The following is a 17,675-nucleotide window of genomic DNA, read 5'->3' as shown; positions in this document are numbered from 1 at the left end:
AATAATATGCAATATCAAATAGGTATATAGTGGTGATTATATGAGTCTATTCGGCAAGCTAGGGAAGGACCTTGGAGTTTCAAAAGAGATAAATATAGAGGATTACATGAATTCTCAAGAGATGGAAAATGTAGATGTTTTAAACGAACCTGCAGATTTCTATGTTAAACCCCTTAATCTAGAGAGTGAAGATGATTTGGCTGCAATTGAGGATGAGCTTAACAAAAAGAATATATTGCTTTTAGATATATCTTCTATGTCGGCAAGACCTAAAACATTGAAGGATCTTGTGGACAAGATAAAGGATTACGTAAACAAGATAGATGGAGATGTTGGTAGGATTGATACTGGAAAGATAATTATCACTCCTGCAAAGGTTAAGATAATCAAAAAGAAAAAACCTCAATAATTTATTTTTTACTTTTCCTTTTTGTAAATGCTGATTTTAATGTGTTTACTTCTTCTTTTGTAGGGTAAGACCTTTTTATTATATGCATGAAAACAGACGCTACTTTCGGTTTATTCCTGATATGGTGGTTATTCTTTAAAAACTCCTTGAAAAGATAGCTTACAGAGGTTATATCTTTTGTATTGGCATATTTTGTACTTAATAAATTATCATCAAACTTGCCTTTGGTCAACTCATATAGTATTATTGAGACTGCATGGGATATGTTCAATGTCTGGTACTCTTTATTCCCAGGAATATAGATGGATGCATCGCAAAGCCCCAATTCTTCCTTTGTCAACCCTGTGCCGTCCCTGCCTATTATTATTGAGGCATTGCCTAGCGATTTGAAATTTTTCTTAAATGAATCTAAGGAGTATATATTGCTCTTTGCTTCCTCTGCTTTGTGCCAGATTGCGGTAGTGCCTATCACAAAGTCTGAACCTTCAATTGCATCATTCAGACTTTGGTATATCTTTGCCGACTCAAGAAGCTCCCTTGCGTGTTTTGAAAACCTTATGGCCTGCTTGCCTAAATGATTGCATTTTGGATTGACTAACCTAATCTCGCTTATTCCAAAATTTTTGGCCGCTCTTGCTATATAACCAAGGTTAATCTGGTATTCAGATCCTACCAATATTAATGTGACATCCTTCCACCCGCAAGCGGTGTGGGCTTCCTCTGCATTCATGCAAACACCGCATCCCGCAAAGGATGTGTTTTATCGGTTCTCAGTTCAGCGATGCGACTTTTCAGTTCCTGTTGAACCGCAGAGGCCATATCTCCCTGAGCGTAACTTCCCCTCTGTCCGAGGGTAGTTGCTCTGTGCAATATGTTTATTGATGCATTTACATCTCTGTCTAACTGCATACCGCATCTATTGCAGTTGTAGACTCTGTCTTCTAGAGTCAGCCTTTCGCCGCCTTCCCTTATGCAGTGGCAGTTGCTGCATTCCTGTGTCGTGTTTCTTTCATCTACACTTATTACCTTCATGCCGGCACTTTCAGCCTTGTATGAGAGCATTTGGATGAACTTGTTCCATGAAGCATTATAGATTGCCTGCGCAAGATTATGGTTTTTTGCCATGTTTTGAATGTGCAAATCCTCTACTGCGAATGAAGTATATCCTGAATTTACCAATTTGTTAGAAAGTTTGTGGGAGAAGTCATCTGATTGCTCTGTAACGTGTTCCCATTCCTTTTGTAGATGATTCTTTGCATTTTCCCTTCTTTTGCTGCCTTTTTCCCTCTTTGCAATTCTTCTTTGCCATCTTGCAAGATGCTTTGCCCTCTTCCTCACAAACCTTGGCTTCTCTATCTTCATTCCAGATGACATCGCAATAAATGAATGCAAACCCATATCTATTCCGACAGGGTTTGTGTCCTCCAATTGCGGAATCTTTATTTCGTTTGCTGTGGTGAAGATGGCGTAATAATCCTTTCCTTCCCTTTTTATTGAAAGAGTCTTGATTGTGCCTTCAATCTTCCTATGCAGTTCTATTCTCATTGTGCCTATCCTCGAGACTCTCAGCCTGCCCCTCTTTATCGAGAAAGACCCATTGTACTGAGGATATGTTATTGACTTGTACCGGTCCCTTGACTTGAACCTCGGGAATCCTGCCTTCCTGTTTCCTTCCTTTATTCTCCTGAAGAAGTTTTGATATGCCTTGAGAAGCCTATATTCAATCTCGCATCTCGTCTGCGAGTATAGTTTCAGGTATCTCTTGTCATCTTGGATTATTTCTTTGACGAACCTGTTGAACTGTGCCATTGAGGCTTTTGCCTCTCCATTCTTATAGGATTCAATGGACTTCTCCAGAATCTTGTTGTAGAACTGCTGCGCAAGGATTAGCCTTTCATCTATCTCAGACTGCCTTTTAGTATCTGGATAGATCCTGAATTTATAGGCTCTTGTCAGTTCCATTGCCATTCACTTTCTTATGTATTTATTTCTTGAAACTTTTATATCTTTTTGTCTTGCGGTTCGCTTTCATCCCACCGCTAAAGCAGGTGGGATTTCACGCTCACTTTGTTAATATCTATTTTAATCATCTTGCTTTTAGTATTTTAATTGATTTGCCTGAAGCACACTTAAATTATTGCTTTTATATTGTCAAATTAGGGATTAAATTACAAAAAGCAATATTATTGTAAGCATATTAACCAATATATGCCCTATTATTGATATGTATAACGACTTGGTCCTTTTAAAGGCATAACCTGCCATTAAACCAAAGATAAAAGCAAACAGTATCTCAGATATTGAACCATAGCCAAAATGCAGTATCGCGAATAGAAATGCACTCTGTATTACACCTATCCTTGGCACCAAAAAACCGCGGAAAAGAATTTCTTCATCTATTGGTGCTACAGTGAATGAAAAAATCAAAAAGTATAAGGGCATTCCGGAAAAAACCTGCTTTACATTTGTGGGAAAAGATATATGCAAATATGCAGCTATTGAACTGAACGCAAGATCCAATCCCATAATTGCAGCAAATAATACAATGCCTATAATGATGTATTTGAAGTTTAACTTATCCCTTGATAAGCCTAAGGATTTTATTATACCGCTTATATTATTTCCCTTGGCCATCATATATGATATTACTATAGATGGGAACAGAAGAGATATGGATATAGTAGAGATTATATCAGCTGAGTTATTGCTTAATATTGAATCGTAATACAGTACAACTGATGCAATTGCTATTGATATAAGCAAAATGGAAAAAAAGTAGAATATGTATCTTGCCTTATAAGAATCCTTGCCCTGTTTCTCGATTGCTTCATTAGGGCAAGCTTCATTGTGATTAGGTTTGCTGCTTTCCAGAGGCAAATCGGAGCGATTACTCCTTCTTTTCGCCTTCTTTGTGCTTGAATTCTGTGTATCCACATTTACCACAAGCGTATCTGTCTTTATGGGAAGCCATTTTTGAGTTGCATTTAGGGCACATCTTTCCTGATGAATAAGCTTTGAACTTCTTATTTTCTTTATCGTTTGCCATTTATACCACTGATTATTTATTTTTCGCCTTCTTTTTTAGCGTTTTTCTTTTCGCTTCTTTTAAGTATGTAATCTCTCTCATACTTATCGATGTCTTCCTTGTTGCTGTAAACATGGGCCATCCCATTTAGCCTTCTCATTCCAGATTCCTGGCTTAGATTAACTATTACAGTCATATCCGGAAGTGCATTAATCTTCTTGCAAAGTTCCTCTTTTACTACCTCTTTTGAGGGTGTTGCGTCATAACCGATTACGTTGAAGGTTACATTTTTCCTATTAAATAATTCATTGTCTTCATTCTTTGCTATCTTTAATTCCATTAAATTCACCTTTATACTGTTTTTGATATTGCCCTCTTTCCCATTGCCTCCAATATTTCAACTTCGGAACCTGCGACTACCTTACCGTCTAGTTCCTCAGGTATTGGCAGATCATAAACTTCATAAGTTTCAGAATCCATAATCTGCGCAGAATTTCCAGATATTGATACTACTTGTGCTTTTTTCTTCTTTATTACTGGCACATCAGCATCTGCATCGCTTGGCTTCAACAAGGTCTTTTTGCTGCCATCGAATATTCCCATTGCGGTAACCCTCATTTTTGCAGATCCGTGCTTTCCTGGAGAGCTCGTTTCTATATCTACCACTTTGCATGGCACTCCGTCTATTATTATATACCTTCCTACGTGTATATCCTTCATAGTCATCTTCATTATTTCTCCGTCCGCCATAAAAGCACCATAAATTCATGTTTATTATCTTTGCTAATACTCGTATTTAAAAATACGACTTATAGGATTGACACTAAGTTATGCCATATAAATTATAAATACCTTTTGATTGGCGTAGAGGGAGGTTTTTGATTGGTAATTGCATTTATTCTTTGGATATGGCCTTTTTGCTTGGTGCACTTTTATTATAGATCTGCAACAGAACAAAATAGTAAATCATAAATAGGTTTAACTGATTAAAGATATTTAGCTTATTTCTAGTTGAGTGGTTCAGTTGAAAAAGGATAAAAATACCAAAAAGATAAATCGCCAAGATGCTAAAAAAGAGGTATCTGATAGTGCTGCTGGGCAAAATAATGCTAAATGGCATTTAAAATCCTTGTGGGCTAGGACATTGGCGTATGTTATACTGCTTGTAGTGTCTATGTTTATAATTTATAGGCTTTACTATGCTTCGTATCTTGGACTGATACTGCAATGGGTATTGGCAATAGCTACGTTGATAATCAGCGGGATCATAATAACAAAGGTAGATGGGCTTAATGGAGGTTATGGGATTTACCTTCTCAAGACTAAGAGAGGCTTGAATGCCATCAGGAAGATTGCATATTCCAATGAAAAGTTTTGGCAGCTTTTTGCTGCATGGGGGATGATACTGGGATTCGGAGTGCTTTCATACCTAATTTTAGGAAACAAGATAAGCAAGAAGATGTATGCATTTGGGCTTATATCTCTGATAATCATAACAATGTTTGTCTTGCCCTATATGAGCTATGCTGCCACGTTTATAAACCTTCCAAAGCTTAGCAGCCATGTAGACTTCATAACATCCATCAAAGTTCCAGGATTCTTCACCTTGCTTTATGACTTGGCACACGAGTCGCCTGTGCTGGTAATACTTAACATAATAACAATTTCTACGGGGTTTGCTGGATATGTTCTGAGTTCTATATTGTATAATGCAGGAGATATAGTATATCTTGTAATCAAGTCTATAGAAATATCTTCGGTAAAACCTCTTTCCTCCGGAATTCCTGGCGTGGCTCCCGTTATACCAGGGATTGACCTGCCATTGGTAGCAGGCCTCATTGCATTGGCACTGCTATTGGTTGTACATGAATTCTCCCATGGCATACTTGCGGCACTATCAAAGGTAAAGCTTAAGTCCATAGGCCTTCTCATGCTTGGAATCTTGCCTATGGGAGCATTTGTAGAGCCCAATGAGGATGAAATTGCCAAGCTTGATAATCTTTCACAGAACAAGATATCTGTTGCGGGGGTGTCCGCAAACTTCCTCTTCATGATCATATTCTTCATACCTATGATACTTATGCTCCCTTATGTGGTAAACCATATATACCATACAAATGTGGTGGTAGTTGGCACAATGAAAGGGTATCCTGCGTATGGTGTGGTAAAGAACAATTCGGACCTGCTTTACTGGAATGGGCTGAAGGTTAAAAATTTGACAGAGCTTGAAAATGATGCTTCCAAAACCTATCCAGGAGAGCTTATCAATATAGCTACCAGCACTGGCAACTATAGTTTGGTAGCTAAGCCTTACAACAAGACGACCTCTTTGATAGGAATAGAGGTAGAACAGGTAACGGAGCCTTTGACAAATACGGTATCCAAAAGTGTTATATTCTTCTTTTACACGCTATTCGCATTGTCATTCATGCTCAACTTCCTTATAGGTGCGGTAAACCTGCTTCCGATACCAGGATTTGATGGCTGGAGGATTTATTCCACATCAATAAAGGACAAGAGGAAGATACACCTTATAATCGCAATAATAATAATTGCATTAGTGGTAAACGTATTGCCGTGGTTCTGAATTTTTCAGAACGTCCCTTTTTTTATTATTTCAACAGTTCCAAAATCCATGGTTGAGCCATAGCCTACTGGATATGCCTCCATAGAGTCAATGTCTATGTCCTTGAATAGAGGGGATAAAAGCTCGTTCTTAGGGACTATGTTTATGTCTGTCCCTCCTGAAAAGTAGCTCATTGCAGGAAGCACAAGTATGGGCTTGCCTTTGTATTTTCCGTATAAGAAGCATTTTAATTTCTCCTTGGCGCCTGCCTCTGTATAAATGCTTATCGCTGGATGCTCGTGCCCCATTATCAATGTTGATGATTGGATTAGCTTGTCTTCGGCAGGCAATTCCTCGCCGTGAAGGAAAAGATACTTTCCTATAAGAGTTTCCTGCCTGTACACTTTAAGGTTGAATGTATCTTTGTACCTTTCTACGAAATTGTCGTGGTTTCCTTTGATAAGCGTAATCGAAAGCCCCAAATCCTTCAGAAAATGTATCAGTTCAAATAGCTCGTTGAACTCTTCTACATCGACATCGGAAAAATCATTCTTGATATCCCCATCAACTATTATGTTTTTGGCTGATGTGGACTCGACCGCAGATTTTATTGACTTCTCTATAGACTTTAGATTTGCCTTTGGGACAAGGATGCCCCTCTTTGCCATCACTCCTTCATACCCCAGATGAAGATCTGCAACGGCCAGTGAATCCAACGAGTGCACATATGCTATTGGCAACCCATCAACAAGTTCTATATCGTTTGTTACCCTCAAATTACCTTCCTCTCATAAAGCCTGCTCATTACCAGCTTATGCAGGTGCAGCAGGTAATCCCTTCTGTCTTTCATCATGACAACATCCGAATGCGCGTGTGTAAGCATCATATGTGCAAACGGCGATGGTGAAGGTGTCTCTACCATCCTGTACTTTATTGAGCCTTTCTTTATCCTCTGCAAAAGCGCTTTGGTCCTTGGCAGGTCCATCATGTCATTGAATATTTCCCTGTAGGTTTCCTTTATTATCGGGAAATTCGGATCAATCTCCTTGAGGGCTTGAAGTATGAGGTTTGAATTTATCTGCTGCCTTAGGACAGACATCTTGTTGCCTTTGTAGTTCCTCAATATCATAAAGCTCCTGGCTGCAATCTGCCTGAACTTGCGCTTCATAAGCTCGGTATTCTCTATGTTCTCTGAAAGCACTTTGTATGGATCTGCGTCCACCATATTGCGCATCAATTCGTCAAGAAGCTTTTCTGAAACTGCACGTGAACCTGTAAGCAGTATGAAACCGTTGTCCGTGACCATTGTGCCTATATCCTCATTCATCATTTCTCCAAGGATCATGGCTGACAGCCTTGATAGCGTATCGTTTATCCTTCTGCCGTAAAGCGAATGGAATATTAGGTAATTTTCCCCTTCAAGTTCATCGGAAGTCGACTCTATCAACAAAAGGCGGTCATTTGGTATTTCCCCTATGAAAAGCAGTTCTTCCATAAAGTACTCCAATATCGCGTACTTGGCATAGCTGTTTATTGGAAGCTTTGACAGGACCTCGTCCGCATCTTTTGGGAGCGTCTTTCCCTTAATAATTTTCTGGAGCTTGGCCTTGCTGTACTTTGTATAGGGTTTTATCATTTCGGTAAACCTTCTCCTGAATTCCCCTATCTCTACTGCAAGCTCATAGCTCAGAGGTAGGGTCTCTGAGAACCATGGTGGTATTGTAGGGGTTTTGCTGTCCGCTTTTGATACATAGCAGCTCATTCCTTTCGAGTACTCGAACTGGTATAGCTTGCCGCCCAATGTGAATATGTCACCGGGCTTGAGGCGCACCAGGAAGCCTTCCTCCAAGTTGCCTATCCATTCTTTTGTGCCTTTCAGGTATACGGATATTGCAACGGAATCCGGTATTGTGCCTATGTTTAGCATGTATATTGGCTTTATGTACATTCCCCTCTTGCCGAATTCCTGTTTCTCCTCCTCGTACCAGATCTTCCCGTATATGCGCCTGCTTTCCAGGCCCACATAATTTCCTGCAAGATAGTTTATCAATGATATGAAGTCCTCTTTTTCAAGGGTGCTGTATGGATACGCCTGCCTTACGACTTCATATGCTTCGTCAACCTTCCACACTTTGTTTATCGCCATACCTACTATATGCTGGGCCAGGACATCCAAAGGGTTCATTGGTATTGAAAATGAATCAAGATGGTGCTTCAGTGCAGCATATAGCATTATGCTGCATTCAACCAGATCATCCCTGTTTACAACTATTATCTCTCCCTTCGCTATCTCCCTGAAAGAATGCCCTGACCTACCTATCCTCTGTATGGCCCTTGTCACGCTTTTTGGAGATCCGAGCTGCACCACATTGTCTATATCCCCTATATCTACTCCAAGCTCTAGACTTGTTGACGAGACTGCACATTTCAGGTTACCTTTCTTCAGGGATTCTTCGATGTTTATCCTAGACTCCTTCGAAAGCGAGCTGTGGTGCGCGCCTATGTCCGCGTCCGTATACTTGAACCTTCTTTTTAGGTTGAACACGACCCTTTCTGTTCCGCTTCTTGTATTTGTAAATATTAGCGTTGTCTTGCTTTTCTTTATTATGCTGTTTATCTCATCGTATATTGCAGTTTCAACTTCTTCTGGCGGTGTGTATAGAAGGTCCTTCACCGGACTTATAGATTTGACTTCAAGCTTTTTGCTCCATGATGCATCCACTACATAGCACTGCCTTGGGACACCGCCTTTTAGCCCAACAAGGAACTTGGCAGCTTCATCTAAGGGATATAGGGTTGCACTTAGGCCTATCCTGTTTACATCCTTCCCAAGCTGGTTGACCAGCCTCTCAATTGATAAGGAAAGATGAGCCCCTCTCTTGTTGTTGGCCAGCTCGTGTATCTCATCTATCACAACATATTCCAAAGAATCTAAGTTGTGCAGGAACTTTTCTGAATTCAGCAGTATCGCCAAACTTTCTGGTGTGGTAACCAGTATATTTGGAGGGTGCACAAGTTGCTGCCTCCTCTCCTTTGCGTCCGTGTCCCCCGTCCTTACACCTATGGTGACGCTTTTGATGTTCTCCTTGATTATCTCCAACCCTTTGTCCTTCTTTATGGTCTCGTATATGCCTTCAAGCGGTTTGGTCAAGTTTCTCAATACGTCATTGTTCAATGCCTTTAGTGGTGATATATAGAGGCAGTAGATCTTGTTGTCCAACCTATTTGACAATGACCTGTTGAACATGTCATTTAATATAGAGACAAATGCGGACATTGTCTTTCCGGAACCTGTCGGTGCGGTTATCAGTACGTTTTTATGTTCGCTTATCAGCTTGAAGCTGAACTTCTGCGGAGGAGTAAGCTCGGAAAAATTGGATGTAAACCACTCCCTGACATACTTATTCAGAACGGATAAACTTTCTTCGTCACTAAATGGTTTTTCTACGAATTCTATCATATTAACGCTCTTTTCTACTGGTTTATAATGCAGGCATCTTGTTAAACAGATGAATAAATTGCTGTCGGAACTTGATTGCCTCTGGCAGCTAAGATTTATGAATGTTATTCATGCATAAATAGGTTTTTTATTTTTTAACTCTTTGTGTTAAAAATCTTTCCTTGTATATAAAACAAGGGCAAAAATCGAGGATTAGTGGATTAAATGAAAAATAAAAGAAGAAATATCAAGCGTATATAGACTTGTACTCCGTTCCTGTATCGTCCTTTATGGTTATGCATTCGCCTTCGCATTCGATCAGGCAGGCCTGGCAAAGTATGCATGCTTCTCCATTAACCGCTACGGACATGCCGCCACTTGTGCCATCATTGTCATCGGCAAAATGCCTGTGGCCATCATCCACGTCTTTCCATTTTTCGACTACTGCAGGATCGCTCTTTCCTTCCCACTTTTCGTTTTCGGGAGCAGGATCTCCTCCATTAATCTTGTCCTTGTCATTCCTGTTCATTAACTCAAAAACTCCCACAGGGCAAACATCCTTGCAGTGCTGGCAACCTGTGCATTTTGGTTTATTTACCCAAACTTCCATATTATCATCTTTAATAGCTATTTACATTTTTAGCATACATATATAAAACATACAAGAATTAATTTGTATTTTGATATCGTAATTACTCGCTTTCAGCTGCCTGAGGCTTATATGCTACTTCCTCAGGTGTAAGGTTCTTCATGCTTATTGTGCTTTCAAAAGCCCTCTGGACCGCTAAAAGAGTATTGTACTTTGATCTTGTCCTCCCACGAGAGAAACTCCATATGTCTTTTACTCCTGCTAACTCAAGCATCTTCTTTACAGGGGCGCTGGCTACTATACCCAATCCTCTTGGGGCGGGCTTCAGTGTAACCTCAACGCTGCCGCATTTTCCTACTGCATTGAATGGAAGGCTGTGGGATGTACCGCAGGTGCACTGCCATGACCCACATCCTAATACAACAGGTATAACGTTCATTTTTGCGTTCTTGGTTGCATTGTCTATTGCTTTCTTTACTTCAATATCCTTTGCAGAACCAACACCTACATGACCTCTCATGTCCCCGACAACCACAGTAACCCTGAACTTCTGCTTTCTATTGTTCTTTGTCATCCTCTGTACGCTTGATATGTCGATTACTTCGCTTTTCATGTTTGGGAGCAAGGAGTATACAATTTCTATTTCTTCTATTTTCTTGCCTGCATTGAATATTTGCTCTATTGAGGTGACTTTCTTCTCTTTTACATCTTTTCCTAACTGCGTTTTAGGGGCCCATTCTTCTAGGTTTACAAGATCTGATTCATTATCCCTGTTGTTTCTTCTTCTGAACGCCATTATTATGCACCATTGATTTTAGACTTTACCTCCTTGAATGATTCAGGGAGGGTTTTAACATTAAGCTTCTTTTCAGAATAGCTGGAGAATAATTTTTCCTTAGATGCGTCTTCCTTTACATAATCAGCTATGTGCTTTCCGGAAATCCTGTCCTTGTCCACTTTGAAGCTGCCTATTACTTTAAGGCCGCCTTCTATGCATCCTTCAGCCGCAGCGAATATAACCCCATTTTTCATCGGCTTGTACAAACCCATGTCAAGAAGCACTTCTTTTGAGAACCCCAATTCCTTGGCCTTCTTAGCCATCAGAACGCCCGCCAAATATGCAGTAGGCAAGTTGCTGTGAGACACCCATCCGAGTTTCTCAAGCTCTTTTGAGTTGACCGTAGTAAGTACTTTATCTCCATCGACTTTATAGTCAACTAATTCAATTATCACGTGCCTGTTAGTCTTCCTTATAACTAATCTTGTCTTATCTCCTTTGAGCAAGCCAAGCCTTTTGCGATAATTGGTAATTGAATCTCTTCTCCTTCTTGCTATCATATTAATCATCACACGTGTTTAAGCTTATTGTACATCTCGTCGTCAATATTTACCCCGTCCCCTTTCATGTGGTTCAGGAGCGATGCCTTGCTATTGAATGACCCTCCTTTTACAAGCGCATAGAACTTTTTGAAAACTTCATTATCTATGACCTTGTCTTCCCTCATCTTCTTTATTATCCTGCGCTGGGCCCTTACCTTCTTCATGTACAGATCGCCGGTCCTTGCTTTTAGAGTACCTCTCTTTCTTCCAGGACCTCTGGCCCTGCCTTTTTTCCTCTTCTTTGATAGCAGCTTTCCATAAAGGCTCTGCACTTTCTTCTTTGGCTTGGCATAAACCTCGCCCTTCTTTATCATGTCCCTTACGTCCTCCCTTGTTATTGCTTTGGTTGCGGATTCGATTGCATCTTCCTTTATCCTTATTGAATTTTTACCCCTTTTGAGCAAGGAGCTTGCAACACGCTTTGTAAGTTTTACGCTCATTGTGAAACACCATTTACAACTTTAAGATTGCTCTTTTGGGCAATCTTGGTAAGTGCGATTTTTTTCTTCCTGCCTATAGGCTTTGCCAAGATTATATCGACATTTTTCTTTGAATCTACGATTCCCTTCAATTCAGTTTCATTGTGGACAAGCTCTGCCCTCTTCCCTGATGCCCTGATTCCTCTTATTGAATCCGGATTTTTGTACCCTATCGTAGGCTCAGCTCCTGCAAAATTCTTCTTAACCCTCTTTTTGCTGTCTATACCCCTCTGCTTCCTCCATCTCTCAGGTACCCTTTTCCTGTTCTTGGAATTGAAGTTTGGTACGTTGAATTTTGGGTGCTCTTTCTTTTTTAATTGTGCCATAAAATCACTCTATAGAGAAATAAATTCCATCTTGGAATACTCTTTCATCTTTATTTTTTACCTTTGTAGTTGTCCTGAAGTTGGCGGCAGTCTGCATCACGTCGTCCAATTTAGTTCCGTATATCTTAAGGGTCTTGTCTTTGATTTCAACTTTTGAATCCCCTATGATCCTGCTTTCCCTTGCAGTCCTTTCTCCTAGCATATTCTTGATTATGAGCTTTTTTCCACTAATCTCCAATGTCATAGGGAAGTGGGCGAATACTGCTTCCATCTTCGTTTCGTAGTACTCATTCACGCCTTTGATGTCATTCCTGATCTCGCTCATGAAAGTCTTAATCGCAATTGAAGCCTTCTTGTCCAGCTTTTTGAAATTTGTCTTCTCTATTACTATCTGGTTTTTCTCCAACTTTACATTCATCAAGCTTTCATTGAACTGCCTCTCGTTTGAACCGAGCTTGCCAGTTATCTTTAGAGTATTTCCAGATTCTTCAACCTTTATTCCTTCTGGGATATCAATCGTATACATAATTACCATCAAAACCTTTTAAACTTGAATTTAGTAGATGTACATTATCAAGGATCCACCTATATTCTTGGCTCTTGCCTCCTTGTTTGTCAACAATCCTTCCGTTGTGGAGATAACAAGCATTCCAAAATCCTTGCTTGGTATGTACATTTCCTCGTATTTTGTCATGTTGCTCTTTGAAACTGTGAATCTTGGCTTAATTACACCAATCCCGTTAATTTTATTGGAAAGTTTTATCTTTAAAAACTTTTTGTACCTTACAGAAAATTCTTCAAAACCCTCTATATAATTATTGGATTTAAGTATTTCGAGTATGGATTTTATCAGCTTGTTTGAAGGCACATCGCACTCCACTCTGCCTATCCTCTCGTTTGTCTTGATTGTATTAATCGCGTCAGCTACCTTGTCTACCATTTAATCAACCATATTTTCTGAAATTTAAACTTTTTGCAACCTCCCTGAAGCATCTCCTGCATATGTAGAGGTTATGAGACCTTATAAGCCCTCTGCTAGTGCCGCAAATCTTGCACTTGCGGATTCCTTTGCCTTTGTATTTTTCTTCTTCTTTAACTTTCATAATTATTCGCCGATTGATACTTTAAACTTATTCTTGACAAATTCAGTTATCTCTTCATTGCTTATCTTCTTGTGGTGCTCTCTTATCTTTCCTCTCTTTATCTTCTTGTCAGCTACCCTAAATCCTGGCCTCTTAAGAGCTACATTTACGTTCATACCAAGCATCCCTATTGATGGATCATACTTGATACCGTTTATGTCTATATACTCCCTTATCCCGAAGTTTATTGTATTTGTTGTTATTGCTTTTGGTTTGAGCTTGTTATCTGCTGCTTCGAATAGTTTTGGCAGAAGGGTGCTTGCATTTTTGCCCCTCAATGTGACAAATGCACCGATCTTTGTGCCTTTTGAGATCTTGAATGTTGGATTCCTTCTCTTTGATAAGCTGTCCGCTGGTTTCATGTGCGTTATCTTCTCCAATAGCCTCTTTGCATTATCCTGAAGCTTTGAATCGCTTCCGCTGCCGATATTTATGACAACCTTATCTATCTCAATATCTTTCATCGAATTTTTATCGGACATATTAGCTCATCGTTATTATATTTTTTTCCAGGGTTTCAAATATCTCTCCTTTATCGTCTTTTATTATTACAACCTTCCCGGTATGGATATTACCTGGTTTTATATCCTCTATTGAACCGGATGTTGCTACGTGTACACCGCTTACTACAGTGCATTTTGCACCTTTCTTCATTTTTATTACTTCGATTATCTTGTTGTTGGAGTCTATCTTGACCGAGTCCCCAGGATTTATCTTTCCTGCATTTTCTCCTGCATCTATAACTGTCCCGCTGTTAAGGCGAACCCTTATTTTATTTCCTTTGAACTTGTCCTTCCCAACTACTTTGTAGATAAAGTGCTCTGGTGCCTTGGTTTCGTTGAATGATATATGGCCGAACTTGTCTATAGAAACAAGATAGTTCGCTTTTCCTATAGATATTACATCGTTTAACCCTATTGGGAATTTCTTCTCTTTTATCGTCTTTCCGTTTACTTTGATCTTTCCTGATTTTATCACTTTTGCTGCATCACTGTAATTGTCAGAATAACCCAACTTCTTTATTGAATCCTCCAATGGGGCTACACTGTACAGGTTATGCCTTCCTGGAAGAGGCCTTGCTACATAAGTCTCTTCTTTTCTGCTGATATTAAAGAACTCTGGTGCTGCCAAGCTCTTTATATGATTGGTACCTCCTTTTTTTGCCATGATTATACCTCATTTTTATCGGCTATGGCCGAACTTTCACTTTCTTCGCTTTCAGGTTCTTTGTTTTGGACCTCAGTTGAATGGGACTCTTTTGATTCTGACTTTTCATTATTTGCAGTTTCGCTGCTTGATGGAAGCTCCTTCTTGACTGGTTCTGCTTTTGGTGCAATTACTTGTTTGAGCTTCAGTTTTGATGCCCTGTATTTATCGCTCAGGTTTAGTTCTATTATAGATACATTGCTAGCTGTTACAGGTATGTTCATTTCCTTCCCTTTTGCGTTCTTCCTTTTCAATGAATCTAGATAGATAAACTGCCTCTTTGTATTCACCACGGTGACCTTTCCTGTCGTGCCCTTGTGTGATCCTGTCATTATCTTTACTGTATCTCCTTTGCATATCTGGACTGCCCTCTTATTAAGCTTGTATTTTTCCCTTGCAGACTTGTTTAGGTTTGCGTGAACGAAGTGCTGCTTGAGATGCATAGGCGCCTCGTGCCTGAATTTAATCTGCTTTCTTGGCTGACTGCTTTTTAACATTCCCATAAATATCACTTAAACTACTCTTGAAGCTATACCTGCTAGCTTGATGTTCTTCTCGATCACTTCACGTGCCATTGCTCCTTTTACTTCAGTTCCAACAGGAAGATCGCTTTCCGTTATAAGTATTGCCGCATTGTCTTCGAATCTCACGTGGATCCCATTCTTCCTCCTCAATGGGTGCTTTTGCCTTATTATAATTGCCCTTACCTTTTTCTTTCTATATGCAGGAGTACCAGTCTTGACACTTGCCATTACTATATCCCCTATTCCCGAATTGGCCAATCCTCCTCTCCTTCCGGATTTGCCTATCTTGTTAATTATCATTAGGGTTTTTGCCCCACTATTGTCTGCACACGTAAGTATGCTTCCAGGTATCAATGTTTTCGATACTTTTCCTATTATTCCTGCCATCTCAATCACCAGAGACCTTCTTCATTACTACAAAAGCCTTTGTCTTGCTAACTTTCCTGCATCCTGCTATCAAAACTTTGTCTCCTGTCTTTATATTCATGCACTCAGGACTATAGGCATGTATCTTTGAAGTTTTCCTAAGAGACCTTTCATATTTGTGCAAGAATATTGTGTACTCTCTTTTGATTATAGCAGTCTTTGCCGCTTTTGTGCTAACTACGATACCTTCAAATTCGGCTCCGCGAGTCTTTAAATTGCCGTGTATTGGGCATTTAGGGTCATTGCATTCCAAGTTAATCACTTTTTAGTTTAAAATTATAAATAAAACCTGTAATTAATTCTGTAGGATTATTTAAATACTTTGCTGAATAAGGGCAAAGTGTAATTTTAATTGCAATCTTACATACAGCTTTTACAAATTAGTAATAAAATTATAAATACCTTTTGTTAGTGGACCTGCTTGCTTAAGTTTTTCCGTATCCTGTAAAATTTAAGGGACTTTTTGGTCCTCTCATAGCTTCTGAACCCTATCTCTTCTCCTTTCACCTTGAATGAATTTTTTAGTATATGGAATTTGAATGTGGCTCCTTTTTTGGGTATTGTCTTGACGCTGCCATCTTTGCACTTGATCTGCAATATGTTTTTGGTTTCCTTAAAAACATGTCCTTTGATTCCTGCCCTCTTTTGATCTACGCTCTTGTAAACAGATACCCTTAATCCTATCAATTCTTCTAGGACTATATTTTTATTGTTGTAACTTCTGTAAATCTCATTAATCTCATTTGCTATGTCTGCTTTTGTGACTGAACCTTTTTCTTTAGGAGAAGCCTTATTCATATTTCTCAACTGTAGCTACCTTATTATTACTCTGTCGGATATCCCGACTATGCGGTCTATGTCAAACGTAAGCGTCAGATTGTAGTCGGTCTTTACTGACATCTTGCTTTTCCTTATATTGATATTATATACCTTTCCTATATAAGTTCCCAACTCATTTATCACAACCTTGTTCTTAAGCTTTAATCCTTTAACCACATGCCGTTTAAATGAGAAAGTCAATTCCGTAACTGCATACCCTATTATGAATGCCAAGATCGCATACCCTATCAGCTGCGAGAAGTAAATCTGCCCTATTATCCATGCCGAAAATACATAGACTAATGAAAGCGTAATGACCGAATATCCTATATATACACCTTGGTTTATCACTCTATAATACATGTGGAGATTGTTTAGGTCTATTATCCTGCCTATTATGTAAAGTACTATGCTTATCGGGAAAAGTAGAAGTATCCCCTCTATGCTGTATGCATAGCTTACAGGAACCGAATTACCTGATGTTATGCTTGATATATAGCTGCTATACCCAACTATCAGGCTGGATATCGCAAAAAGTATAGACGCGATATAAAAGATGAAACTTATCCTCTTTATGCTCATCCCAAGACTTGTAAATGAATCTATCAATATCGTATCTGCTCCAATACCTTTTATTATCAGGTAAAGCCCTATTAGTACAAACGGAAATGCAATGCCTAGATGGAAATAGTATGATATGGAGAAAAGCAGTATCAATATTGCGGGTATCCCAAATACTATTCTTGCATAATGGGGCTCCTTTAGCTTCTCCATTATGGTAAAATACGTATTTTCAAACCCTTCTGCCTGCTTTATTCTTACGTAGTCTACACTGTTTACTTTTAACCTTGTCTTTAAGATAGGCAATACACGGTTGTCGCTGGCACCATCAGTGACAAGGACGCATGCATCAACTTTAAGTTCATTCATCAACTGGTCTATCTGCCTCGATATCTCTTCGTCTGCTAAGAAGTTCTCAGTCACAGCCCCTGTTATCTCGGCTACATAAACTTCGTAATCTTTCTCCTTTAATTCATCGTATTTTTTGACAGCTTCAAATAGGGTGTTTCCATCGCTGTCCAATGGGTCAGCCAATGTTAGCTTTGCTGCTGCATCAAGCACTTTTTCCCTTCCGACGACTGGGCCGTTTATCCCAGTTTTTTGGAATAAATCATTGTCTATATCGACAGCAAGCACCAACAATCTATCTGACATGCGAATTCATTATAAAATAGCATTATACATTTAAATTAATTTAGTTATTTAAAGGTTATAAGTCCAATGCTCCAGAGTACTGCTTATTTTTACAAAAGATAAAACTTTGCAATATTAACATTTTTATTTT

At 39.3% G+C, this 17,675-nt stretch carries 25 protein-coding genes; 2 read left to right on the top strand and 23 right to left on the bottom strand.

The genetic code is table 11. From position 1 onward, the window contains the following. Positions 1-40 precede the first annotated feature (40 nt). Complete coding sequence (locus Mia14_RS00430; RefSeq protein ID WP_088819600.1) at positions 41-409, top strand: cell division protein SepF; 369 nt, start codon at positions 41-43, stop codon at positions 407-409. 1 nt (position 410) lies between these two features. Here the strand turns inward: Mia14_RS00430 and Mia14_RS00425 are convergent, their stop codons facing one another. The 6 genes from Mia14_RS00425 to Mia14_RS00400 form a co-directional block, all read right to left on the bottom strand. Continuing rightward, on the bottom strand, positions 411-1,139 hold the full coding sequence (locus tag Mia14_RS00425) for an RNA methyltransferase (RefSeq protein WP_088819599.1): 729 nt from the start codon (positions 1,137-1,139) through the stop codon (positions 411-413). Next, on the bottom strand, positions 1,136-2,371 hold the full coding sequence (locus tag Mia14_RS00420; RefSeq protein ID WP_198539381.1) for an RNA-guided endonuclease InsQ/TnpB family protein: 1,236 nt from the start codon (positions 2,369-2,371) through the stop codon (positions 1,136-1,138). The genes Mia14_RS00425 and Mia14_RS00420 overlap by 4 nt, the downstream gene beginning before the upstream one ends. A gap of 201 nt (positions 2,372-2,572) precedes the next feature. Beyond that, complete coding sequence (locus Mia14_RS00415; protein ID WP_124216860.1) at positions 2,573-3,343, bottom strand: CPBP family intramembrane glutamic endopeptidase; 771 nt, start codon at positions 3,341-3,343, stop codon at positions 2,573-2,575. Further along, positions 3,297-3,455: a 30S ribosomal protein S27ae gene (locus tag Mia14_RS00410; RefSeq protein WP_088819596.1), complete on the bottom strand. Its 159-nt coding sequence runs from the start codon at positions 3,453-3,455 to the stop codon at positions 3,297-3,299. The genes Mia14_RS00415 and Mia14_RS00410 overlap by 47 nt, the downstream gene beginning before the upstream one ends. 16 nt (positions 3,456-3,471) lie before the next feature. Then, entirely contained in the window at positions 3,472-3,774 is a 303-nt protein-coding gene (locus tag Mia14_RS00405) for a 30S ribosomal protein S24e (protein ID WP_088819595.1), read from the bottom strand. An 11-nt stretch (positions 3,775-3,785) separates the two neighbouring features. Further along, on the bottom strand, positions 3,786-4,184 hold the full coding sequence (locus tag Mia14_RS00400) for a translation initiation factor IF-5A (protein ID WP_232780220.1): 399 nt from the start codon (positions 4,182-4,184) through the stop codon (positions 3,786-3,788). Between the two features lie 274 nt (positions 4,185-4,458). Between Mia14_RS00400 and Mia14_RS00395 the strand changes: the two genes are divergently transcribed. Beyond that, entirely contained in the window at positions 4,459-6,021 is a 1,563-nt protein-coding gene (locus tag Mia14_RS00395) for a M50 family metallopeptidase (RefSeq protein WP_088819594.1), read from the top strand. Positions 6,022-6,026: 5 nt separating this feature from the next. Here Mia14_RS00395 and Mia14_RS00390 read toward each other — a convergent pair whose 3' ends face one another. From Mia14_RS00390 to Mia14_RS00310, 17 genes are all read right to left on the bottom strand, one after another. Then, positions 6,027-6,776, bottom strand: a complete 750-nt coding sequence (locus Mia14_RS00390) for a metallophosphoesterase (protein WP_088819593.1) — start codon at positions 6,774-6,776, stop codon at positions 6,027-6,029. Continuing rightward, positions 6,773-9,460 carry an ATP-dependent helicase gene (locus tag Mia14_RS00385; RefSeq protein WP_088819592.1) on the bottom strand — a complete coding sequence of 896 codons (2,688 nt, stop codon included), beginning with the start codon at positions 9,458-9,460 and terminating at the stop codon, positions 6,773-6,775. Before Mia14_RS00385 ends, Mia14_RS00390 begins: the two co-directional genes overlap by 4 nt. Before the next feature lie 226 nt (positions 9,461-9,686). Next, on the bottom strand, positions 9,687-10,049 hold the full coding sequence (locus tag Mia14_RS00380) for a 4Fe-4S dicluster domain-containing protein (RefSeq protein WP_088819591.1): 363 nt from the start codon (positions 10,047-10,049) through the stop codon (positions 9,687-9,689). Between the two features lie 82 nt (positions 10,050-10,131). Then, entirely contained in the window at positions 10,132-10,824 is a 693-nt protein-coding gene (locus Mia14_RS00375; protein WP_088819590.1) for a 30S ribosomal protein S5, read from the bottom strand. 2 nt (positions 10,825-10,826) lie between these two features. Next, positions 10,827-11,366 (bottom strand): 50S ribosomal protein L18, encoded by a 540-nt coding sequence (locus Mia14_RS00370; RefSeq protein ID WP_157891407.1) that lies wholly within the window; start codon positions 11,364-11,366, stop codon positions 10,827-10,829. Positions 11,367-11,374: 8 nt separating this feature from the next. Next, positions 11,375-11,848 carry a 50S ribosomal protein L19e gene (locus tag Mia14_RS00365; protein WP_088819588.1) on the bottom strand — a complete coding sequence of 158 codons (474 nt, stop codon included), beginning with the start codon at positions 11,846-11,848 and terminating at the stop codon, positions 11,375-11,377. Further along, positions 11,845-12,213 carry an eL32 family ribosomal protein gene (locus Mia14_RS00360; protein WP_088819587.1) on the bottom strand — a complete coding sequence of 123 codons (369 nt, stop codon included), beginning with the start codon at positions 12,211-12,213 and terminating at the stop codon, positions 11,845-11,847. Before Mia14_RS00360 ends, Mia14_RS00365 begins: the two co-directional genes overlap by 4 nt. A gap of 4 nt (positions 12,214-12,217) precedes the next feature. Continuing rightward, positions 12,218-12,739, bottom strand: a complete 522-nt coding sequence (gene rplF / locus Mia14_RS00355) for a 50S ribosomal protein L6 (protein WP_157891406.1) — start codon at positions 12,737-12,739, stop codon at positions 12,218-12,220. A gap of 30 nt (positions 12,740-12,769) precedes the next feature. Continuing rightward, positions 12,770-13,153: a 30S ribosomal protein S8 gene (locus Mia14_RS00350; RefSeq protein WP_088819585.1), complete on the bottom strand. Its 384-nt coding sequence runs from the start codon at positions 13,151-13,153 to the stop codon at positions 12,770-12,772. Between the two features lie 4 nt (positions 13,154-13,157). Beyond that, positions 13,158-13,316: a 30S ribosomal protein S14 gene (locus Mia14_RS00345; RefSeq protein ID WP_198539379.1), complete on the bottom strand. Its 159-nt coding sequence runs from the start codon at positions 13,314-13,316 to the stop codon at positions 13,158-13,160. 2 nt (positions 13,317-13,318) lie between these two features. Continuing rightward, on the bottom strand, positions 13,319-13,837 hold the full coding sequence (locus tag Mia14_RS00340; protein WP_088819583.1) for a 50S ribosomal protein L5: 519 nt from the start codon (positions 13,835-13,837) through the stop codon (positions 13,319-13,321). 1 nt (position 13,838) lies between these two features. Beyond that, positions 13,839-14,522 carry a S4 domain-containing protein gene (locus Mia14_RS00335; RefSeq protein ID WP_088819582.1) on the bottom strand — a complete coding sequence of 228 codons (684 nt, stop codon included), beginning with the start codon at positions 14,520-14,522 and terminating at the stop codon, positions 13,839-13,841. Between the two features lie 2 nt (positions 14,523-14,524). Then, positions 14,525-15,064, bottom strand: coding sequence for a 50S ribosomal protein L24 (rplX, locus tag Mia14_RS00330; RefSeq protein ID WP_088819581.1), 540 nt, complete (start codon positions 15,062-15,064; stop codon positions 14,525-14,527). 9 nt (positions 15,065-15,073) lie between these two features. Further along, positions 15,074-15,472, bottom strand: coding sequence for an uL14 family ribosomal protein (locus tag Mia14_RS00325; RefSeq protein ID WP_088819580.1), 399 nt, complete (start codon positions 15,470-15,472; stop codon positions 15,074-15,076). Between the two features lies 1 nt (position 15,473). Then, the gene (locus Mia14_RS00320) at positions 15,474-15,764 is read right to left on the bottom strand and encodes a 30S ribosomal protein S17 (RefSeq protein WP_232780219.1); all 291 of its coding nucleotides are present in this window, start codon (positions 15,762-15,764) and stop codon (positions 15,474-15,476) included. Between the two features lie 155 nt (positions 15,765-15,919). Beyond that, on the bottom strand, positions 15,920-16,309 hold the full coding sequence (locus tag Mia14_RS00315; RefSeq protein WP_088819578.1) for a ribonuclease P protein component 1: 390 nt from the start codon (positions 16,307-16,309) through the stop codon (positions 15,920-15,922). Positions 16,310-16,324: 15 nt separating this feature from the next. Continuing rightward, the gene (locus Mia14_RS00310) at positions 16,325-17,545 is read right to left on the bottom strand and encodes a DUF373 family protein (RefSeq protein WP_088819577.1); all 1,221 of its coding nucleotides are present in this window, start codon (positions 17,543-17,545) and stop codon (positions 16,325-16,327) included. Between the last annotated feature and the right edge of the window lie 130 nt (positions 17,546-17,675).

This window comes from Candidatus Mancarchaeum acidiphilum (genome assembly GCF_002214165.1).
Classification (GTDB): domain Archaea; phylum Micrarchaeota; class Micrarchaeia; order Micrarchaeales; family Micrarchaeaceae; genus Mancarchaeum; species Mancarchaeum acidiphilum.
This window is presented reverse-complemented; position numbering and strand designations above follow the sequence as displayed.

Excerpts from the sequence above, each read along its gene's own strand:
- Mia14_RS00430 (WP_088819600.1), top strand. The coding sequence starts at position 41 with ATGAGTCTATTCGGCAAGCTAGGGAAGGACCTTGGAGTTTCAAAAGAG.
- Mia14_RS00425 (WP_088819599.1), bottom strand. The coding sequence starts at position 1,139 with ATGAATGCAGAGGAAGCCCACACCGCTTGCGGGTGGAAGGATGTCACA.
- Mia14_RS00420 (WP_198539381.1), bottom strand. The coding sequence starts at position 2,371 with ATGGAACTGACAAGAGCCTATAAATTCAGGATCTATCCAGATACTAAA.
- Mia14_RS00410 (WP_088819596.1), bottom strand. The coding sequence starts at position 3,455 with ATGGCAAACGATAAAGAAAATAAGAAGTTCAAAGCTTATTCATCAGGA.
- Mia14_RS00405 (WP_088819595.1), bottom strand. The coding sequence starts at position 3,774 with ATGGAATTAAAGATAGCAAAGAATGAAGACAATGAATTATTTAATAGG.
- Mia14_RS00400 (WP_232780220.1), bottom strand. The coding sequence starts at position 4,184 with ATGGCGGACGGAGAAATAATGAAGATGACTATGAAGGATATACACGTA.
- Mia14_RS00385 (WP_088819592.1), bottom strand. The coding sequence starts at position 9,460 with ATGATAGAATTCGTAGAAAAACCATTTAGTGACGAAGAAAGTTTATCC.
- Mia14_RS00380 (WP_088819591.1), bottom strand. The coding sequence starts at position 10,049 with ATGGAAGTTTGGGTAAATAAACCAAAATGCACAGGTTGCCAGCACTGC.
- Mia14_RS00375 (WP_088819590.1), bottom strand. The coding sequence starts at position 10,824 with ATGGCGTTCAGAAGAAGAAACAACAGGGATAATGAATCAGATCTTGTA.
- Mia14_RS00370 (WP_157891407.1), bottom strand. The coding sequence starts at position 11,366 with ATGATAGCAAGAAGGAGAAGAGATTCAATTACCAATTATCGCAAAAGG.
- Mia14_RS00365 (WP_088819588.1), bottom strand. The coding sequence starts at position 11,848 with ATGAGCGTAAAACTTACAAAGCGTGTTGCAAGCTCCTTGCTCAAAAGG.
- Mia14_RS00360 (WP_088819587.1), bottom strand. The coding sequence starts at position 12,213 with ATGGCACAATTAAAAAAGAAAGAGCACCCAAAATTCAACGTACCAAAC.
- rplF (WP_157891406.1), bottom strand. The coding sequence starts at position 12,739 with ATGTATACGATTGATATCCCAGAAGGAATAAAGGTTGAAGAATCTGGA.
- Mia14_RS00350 (WP_088819585.1), bottom strand. The coding sequence starts at position 13,153 with ATGGTAGACAAGGTAGCTGACGCGATTAATACAATCAAGACAAACGAG.
- Mia14_RS00345 (WP_198539379.1), bottom strand. The coding sequence starts at position 13,316 with ATGAAAGTTAAAGAAGAAGAAAAATACAAAGGCAAAGGAATCCGCAAG.
- Mia14_RS00340 (WP_088819583.1), bottom strand. The coding sequence starts at position 13,837 with ATGTCCGATAAAAATTCGATGAAAGATATTGAGATAGATAAGGTTGTC.
- Mia14_RS00335 (WP_088819582.1), bottom strand. The coding sequence starts at position 14,522 with ATGGCAAAAAAAGGAGGTACCAATCATATAAAGAGCTTGGCAGCACCA.
- rplX (WP_088819581.1), bottom strand. The coding sequence starts at position 15,064 with ATGGGAATGTTAAAAAGCAGTCAGCCAAGAAAGCAGATTAAATTCAGG.
- Mia14_RS00325 (WP_088819580.1), bottom strand. The coding sequence starts at position 15,472 with ATGGCAGGAATAATAGGAAAAGTATCGAAAACATTGATACCTGGAAGC.
- Mia14_RS00315 (WP_088819578.1), bottom strand. The coding sequence starts at position 16,309 with ATGAATAAGGCTTCTCCTAAAGAAAAAGGTTCAGTCACAAAAGCAGAC.
- Mia14_RS00310 (WP_088819577.1), bottom strand. The coding sequence starts at position 17,545 with ATGTCAGATAGATTGTTGGTGCTTGCTGTCGATATAGACAATGATTTA.